3 protein-coding genes and 1 pseudogene are annotated in these 7,027 nt (G+C 46.1%); all 4 read right to left on the bottom strand.

Features of this window, described 5'->3' with window-relative positions; genetic code table 11:
• Nucleotides 1-59 precede the first annotated feature (59 nt).
• Complete coding sequence (locus tag RH88_RS13370; protein ID WP_005596866.1) at nt 60-3,227, bottom strand: efflux RND transporter permease subunit; 3,168 nt, start codon at nt 3,225-3,227, stop codon at nt 60-62.
• An 8-nt stretch (nt 3,228-3,235) separates the two neighbouring features.
• Nucleotides 3,236-4,339, bottom strand: a complete 1,104-nt coding sequence (locus RH88_RS13375) for an efflux RND transporter periplasmic adaptor subunit (protein WP_005596867.1) — start codon at nt 4,337-4,339, stop codon at nt 3,236-3,238.
• 227 nt (nt 4,340-4,566) lie between these two features.
• Nucleotides 4,567-5,557 (bottom strand): annotated as a pseudogene (locus tag RH88_RS23015) (IS3 family transposase).
• Nucleotides 5,558-5,710: 153 nt separating this feature from the next.
• Nucleotides 5,711-7,027, bottom strand: a 1,317-nt coding sequence (locus tag RH88_RS13395) for an RCC1 domain-containing protein (RefSeq protein WP_005596869.1), incomplete at its 5' end; no start/stop codon positions are given.

Here is a 7,027-nt window from a genome sequence, read left to right on the forward strand (position 1 = left end):
TCCTGCGCTTTTTTATTATTCTTACTCTAGCTCTTAACTCACTATCAAGGCTGTACTCGCTAGGCGATCGATTCTACCTTCGGCTGTGAATCTGGCTCTAATGGTGCTTTCTCAGCCACCAATGGTGCTTGAGTTTTATCTTCTTGCTGCACTTCTTTACGGCCTAACATCAATAAGCATGGTGTCAATACCAAGGTCAATACCGTCGCAAATGCTAAGCCTCCAGACACCGCAGTCGCAAGCTGTGACCACCATTGAGTACTTGGAGCACCAAACTCGACCTTCTGATTAATCAGGTCGATGTTCATTTCCAATACCATCGGCAACAAACCGAGAATGGTAGTGACCGTGGTCAGCAGTACCGGACGCAAACGCTGCACACCGGTACGCAAGATGGCTTCACGCTTATCCAAACCACGTCGACGCAGTTGGTTGAAGGTGTCAATCAACACGATATTGTTATTAACCACTATGCCTGCCAAGGCAATAACCCCTATTCCCGACATCACGACCCCAAACGGGCGTTGGAAAATCAGTAGTCCGGCAAATACCCCCACGGTGGAGAATAAGACCGCACTCAAGATTAGGAACGCTTGATAGAAACTATTGAACTGGGTGATCAGAATCAGAGCCATCACCACTAAAGCCACTAAGAAGGCATTTTGCAAGAATGCCGATGAGTTTTGCTGCTCTTCGTTTTGCCCACGCAACTTAAAATCCACACCGTTGGGCAGTGGAATTTCACCTAACGCTTGCTCAATCTTCGGCAGCTCCAGTGCAAGGTTATAACCCTCTTTGATATCCGCTTTAATACTAATAATTCGATGACCATCAACGCGATGAATCGTATCCTGCTTGTGATCTGGGACGATGCTGGCAAAGTTAGTGATCGGCACCATTCCAAGTGCAGTTTTGACTCTCAGTTGATCAAACTTACCAATATCTCGCTTCTCTTCAGGATAACGGACAATAATATCAACCTCTTCATTGGAATCATCCGGCAAGTAATCACCAATAGTTAAGCCATTGGTAACAAACTGCACGGTATTGCCCACCAAGGTTGCATCTGCGGCAAAGCGCGAAGCATCATCACGGCGAATATCGATCTGCCAATCAATACCCTCTTTGCTCGAGTTATCACTAATGTTGGTTAAGGCGCCGTAACCATCAGCCCATTCACGTACTTGTTTGGCTCCAGTATCCAGCTGTTCAAGATCGAGCGACGACATCTCAACCACCAAATCATGTTCCACTGGCGGTCCTGCATCTGGGAACTTGTATTCAATCTCGACCCCAGCATATTGATCGGTCTGCTGTTTCAGATCTTCAATGATCTCTTTGACTTTACGGCGATATTGCCAATCCACTGGGGTAATCTGGATCTGACCGATCTCATCATCTCCCCCTGTACGCGTGTAAACACTCTCAAACTCATCATGCCCCAGCATCATCTGTTCGATGTCGCGCATAATATCGTCTTTCTCGTTAATCGACAGATCACCATAAGAGCGAACTTTGACGGTAAAAAACGGCGGATCGACCTCGGGGAAAAACTCGGCGCCCAAGCCCGCTTTGTTGTATGCAGCCCCCACACCAACCGCCAAAGCAATCGCCAACAGCAGAATTTTAATCGGGTGGTTAATTGCAACATTGAGTGTGTGGTAGTAAAGCTTAGTCAGGCCCGTTGCTTGAGAGAAGTCACCATCATGTAAAGCGACCATGCGCTGACGACTGACTGAGGTGACATTCTGCGGTTTGCCAAATAAACCGCCCAGTACCGGCACAAATAACATCGCCATTACCAGCGAAGCAAACAGCGTGGCAATCAAGGTTAACGGCAAGTACTTCATGAACTCGCCGGTCACATCAGGCCAAAATAATAACGGAGCAAAAGCGGCTAATGTGGTCGCAGTTGAAGCGGTGATAGGCCATGCCATCCGTTTAGCCGCATCGCGGTAAGCTTGCTTTCTCGGCACCCCTTCTTGCATACGCCGATCGGCAAACTCCGTTACGACGATCGCACCATCCACCAGCATGCCCACCGCCATAATAAAGGCGAACAGCACAATAATATTGATGGTAATGCCAAACACCGACAGCGCTAGCAAACCCGCCAAAAATGAGCCCGGAATCGAGATGCCGACCAACATAGCGGTGCGCATACCTAAAATCGCGATGATGACGATCACCACCAAAATAATCGCTGACAAAATATTGTTCTGCAGATCATTGAGCATCATTTTGACGTCATTTGATTGATCCCAAGTGTACTTAACCAGCAAGTTATTCGGCCACTCTGGCATTTTTTGCGCTTCAATCAGCACCGCTTTCACCAGCTCTACCGTTTCAATGATGTTTTCACCGGCACGCTTGCTGACATCCAGCACCACCGCCGATTCGCCATCAAGGCGGGCGTAGCTTTCCGGATCACGGAAAGCGCGGCGCACAGTGGCAACATCAGCAAAAGTGATGACTTGTTTGCCATCAACTTTAATCGGCAGTTCAAGTACATCTTTAAGCGAATCAAATACTGAAGGGACTTTAACCGAGAAGCGGCCATAACCGGTATCCACGAAACCGGCTGCGACCACTCGATTGTTCAATGCAATGAGGTTGTAGATATCCGCTTGATCTAGGCCATAACTTTCCATCAGTAAAGGATCGACAATAATCTCGACGATATCTTCACGATCACCAGCAATGTTGACTTCCAACACTTGGCGATAGCTTTCTAGCTTATCTTGTAAACGTCGGGCAATTTGCACAATGGTACGCTCTGGCACCGTACCATACAGAACTAACGATAAAACTGGCTCTTCCGAGGCTAGCGTTACCTCATTAACGGTCGGCTCATCGCTGTCTTCTGGTAATTTAGGTTTAGCGAGATCAACCGCTTCACGAACATCCGCCATCGCTTTATTGAGATCCATGCCAACCGAAAATTCCAGTATGACTGAAGCGTGTCCTTCCGATGCTGTTGATGTCATCTCTTTAACGCCTTCAATCGAACGCAATTGCTGCTCAATCGGGCGTACTAACAGACGTTCAGAATCGACCGGTGAAATGCCTTGGTGGCCAACCGAGACATAGATTATAGGGATGGTAATATCGGGGCTCGATTCTTTGGGAATGGTGATGTAGGTGATCACACCAGCGATCAAAATAAACACTAGAAGCACTAACATGGTTCGCGTACGCGACAAGGCCGCATCAATTAAGCTAAACATAGCGCCTCCTACTGCTTCACTTGCTGAGCACTAGCCTCAACCGCGATCACTTGATCACCATCACGCACAAAACCTTGCCCTGTGGTGATGATCTTCACTTGCTCCCCCAACCCTGTCAGCCACACGCCATCTTGCTCAGCTTTGACCAACTGAATTGGCACAAATTTTACTTTGTCCTGCTCAACCAGTGTTTTGATGCCTAAGTTACCAACCTTATCTAAGGCCAACATCGCAGGAGTGACTTTAACCGCCAATTGATCCTTGAGATTCAATTCAACTTCGGTACTGACGCCTGCTGGGATAAGTTGTTGAGGGTTATCGACTTCAATTTCTATCGGGAAGGTATTGGTCGAGGTTGAAGAGATCCGTGCGATATAACGCAATTTTCCTTCGGTCTCTTGGCCATTAATAAAGCGCACATTCGCCGATTGGTTTAGCTTTAAATCCTGAATATGGCGCTCGCTAACGTCAGCCTCAATCACGATTTTGTCTAAATCAATCAAGGATGCAACCGGATCACCCACCGCTACGAAATCGCCCTGCTCAATATAAAGATGATCCACAACCCCAGAAAAAGGGGCCGTAACCGCCGTATTACGCAGCGCTAACTTGGCGTTGCTGACCATTGCTCTGGCTTCGATTTGCGCCGCTTGAGCATTGGCAAAGGCGACTTCACCTTGCAGCCCTTTTTTCTTTAATGATTGAGCAGCATTGAACTCTTTCACCCGCACATTGAGCATCGCTTGAGCACGCTGCAATTGAATCTCAAGATCACCTTTATCAATTTGAGCAATGACTTGATTACGCTTAACCACCTCACCTTTTTTTACCTGCAAAGTCACAATTTTACCGGCAATCTCAGCCCCCAGCTTAGCCTGACGATCTGGCGCGGTACGACCGTACAAATCTATACTTTTGTGTACTTGTTGCGCGATGAAGGTTTGGTAAGCCACTTTAGCCAGCGGCACGCTTGTTTCTTGATCAGCCCCAGGCGGCGTTTCTTGGGCATCGGACGCCCCCATCGCAAGCCAAGTGGCGAGTAAAATAACTAAAACCAAAGAGACAATATAAGGTCTGACTGATAAAAAATGGAAAATAGACGATTTAGCCATAACTATCCTTAGTAATACATAAGCCGCCTTCCACTGTGCTTACGAGGTTTACTGATTGTTCAAATGATACTGAGGAGTAACAACATGACTGTTGCAAGATTGTTAGGATAACAAGGCTGACAGGGATAACAAGCTTAGAAATTAATCAACTTACTATGTATGACTTCGATTGGAATTTCGGCGATAACCAGAAGTGGCCCCAATGGTTGGACACTTAAGTTAATTCCTTAAGTGGTTGATCCTGCACATGCTGCGTATCTCTGCCTGCCGAAATAGGCTTCGTCAGAGGTAAGGTTATTGAGTCCCTGATGATTACGCTCCTCATTATAAAACACCATGTAGTGACCGATTTCAAGCTCAGCTTTACGAGGTGTGGTATAAGCTTTTAAGTAAATCTCCTCATATTTCAGGCTTCGCCATAATCGTTCGATTAAAACATTGTCGATCCAACGAGCTTTCCCATCCATGCTGATCCGTACATTATGGTCGGTCAACTTCTGTGTGAACTCAGTGCTGGTAAACTGAGGGACCCTTTAGCCATCGGGACATACGTGATATCGATTGCCCACGCTTAGTTGGGGTAAGTAACTTCGATATCACGCAATAGGTAGGGATAAACCTTGTGTGCTTTGTTCGCCAGTGTCGTTTTTGGCTTGGGATAAATCGGTTCAATGCCCATTTCACGCATGATCCGAACGATACGCTTGCGATTAACCTTATGGCCTTTTTTAGCCAGCTCAGTTCAAACACGCCTACTGCCCATGAACGGATGCTGAAGGTGAATTTCGTCAATCATACAACGCAATTCGATCTCCTCAGCAGAAAGTCCGATGGGCTGGTAATAAGCCGTAGAGCGAGCAATATTGAGAAGCTCGCACTGACACTTTATCGGTAGTTGGGTGGATTTATCCAGCGAACTCTTTCGCTGTACTCGATCTAACGACCGAGCACTTTCGCCAAAAAATTATTTTCCATGGTCAATTGACCGATCTTAGCGTGGAGTTTGTCCACTTCTTCAGAATTGACTTTGCCCAACTGACTTTCAGAGGCAAAGATCATCGCTGCATTTTCAAGCAGCTCTTTCTTCCATGTTGAGATCTAGTTGGGATGCAGGTTGTACTTCTGTGCTAACTCAGCGACAGTTTTATCACCTTTAGCGGCAGCCAACGCCACCTTAGCTTTAAATTCGGGAGAGTGGTTTCTGCGTTTTCTGGTCATAATCTGCTCCAGTATTTCTGGGTACTATCAAAACAGAGCAATCACTTAAAGTCATGTCCGAAAATCGGAGATCACTTCTCAGAAAAGCCATCGTTCAATATCACAAACATTGAACAGTCAGGATTAATGACGACGGCTAAAATCGCTCTCTGGTTAATCAGCATTTGTCGCAGGGTAGATGAAAAGATCAGATCCCGTGGCGCCGCCGCCAGCTTCTGGTTTACCCCAAGTGATCAATACTCCATCTTTACGTACTGCAGCAAAAGCGCCGTCATATGAGCCAAAAATATCAATGATGTCATAAAGTTCATTCGTAACCTTGCTGCTATCGCCGCCAAATTCAGCGTCACCCCATGTTACAACGGTACCGTCTTTTTTAAGTGCGGCAAAAGCGGTTACGGTAGAAGCAATTTTATCAACATTAACAAGCTCTTCTGCCACCAAACTGCTATCCCCACCTAAATAAGGGTCTCCCCAAGTGATCACCTTACCGTTGTTATCAATGGCAGCAAAAGCGGCATGAGTGCTATATACGGTTTTTAAATAATTAAGTTTTGATTGGACTTCGCTGCTATCACCACCATTTAACTTCAGTCCCCAAACTACAGCGCTGCCATCATTTTTAAGTGCAACATAGGCATAAGGGTTACTATAGATTTGTTTTACATCGGTTAGCTTATTTTGCACCTTTGAGCTGTCCCCTCCGCGATAAGCATCACCCCAAGTCACCACGGTGCCATCGTTTTTAAGCGCGGCAAAAGAAACGTTATTAAAATAAAGCGCTTTTACACTATTTAATTGAGCGTTTACGCTCGTAGTGTCGCCACCGAATTCAGGATCTCCCCAAGCGACAACTGTGCCATCATTTTTAAGTGCGGCAAAGCCAAATGAATTAGCGGCAATATCTTTTACATTGTTAAGTTTATCTTTTACTTTCGAGCTATCACCACCGAATTGAGGATGCCCCCAAGTAAGCACAGTGCCATCTTTTTTTTCCGCCACAAAGGCTGAGCTGCCAGGGTAAATTTTTTCCACATCGACCAGTTGATCGTAAACAGCGGATGGATCGCCGCCATGTGCGTTGTGCCCCCAGCTAACAACTTTTCCGTCTAGGGTTAAGGCGGCAAAGGCCCAGCCATCTTTTGTCGTCACAATTTCTTTGATGTTTTGATAGTAAAAATATTGCCCCGCATCCCAAAGGGTACCCCAAGAGAGAATGGTGTTATCATCGCGAAGTGCCGCAAATCCAAATTGATTTGCAATTAAGGTCTTCACATTAATAAGCTGATCTGCGATTTCTACGCTATAGCCGCCATACATCGCCGTGCCCCATGTCATAATGCTGCGATCTGATTTTATTGCAGCAAACGCCCTTAATGAGGAAACAATATCAATGTTATTAACATAAACATCCATAGGATCACTACTGATATCACCATAGGTTGCTGTTAATTTGCTTGTGCCAATTTT

It is taken from the genome of Vibrio scophthalmi LMG 19158 (assembly GCF_000222585.1).
GTDB lineage: Bacteria > Pseudomonadota > Gammaproteobacteria > Enterobacterales > Vibrionaceae > Vibrio > Vibrio scophthalmi.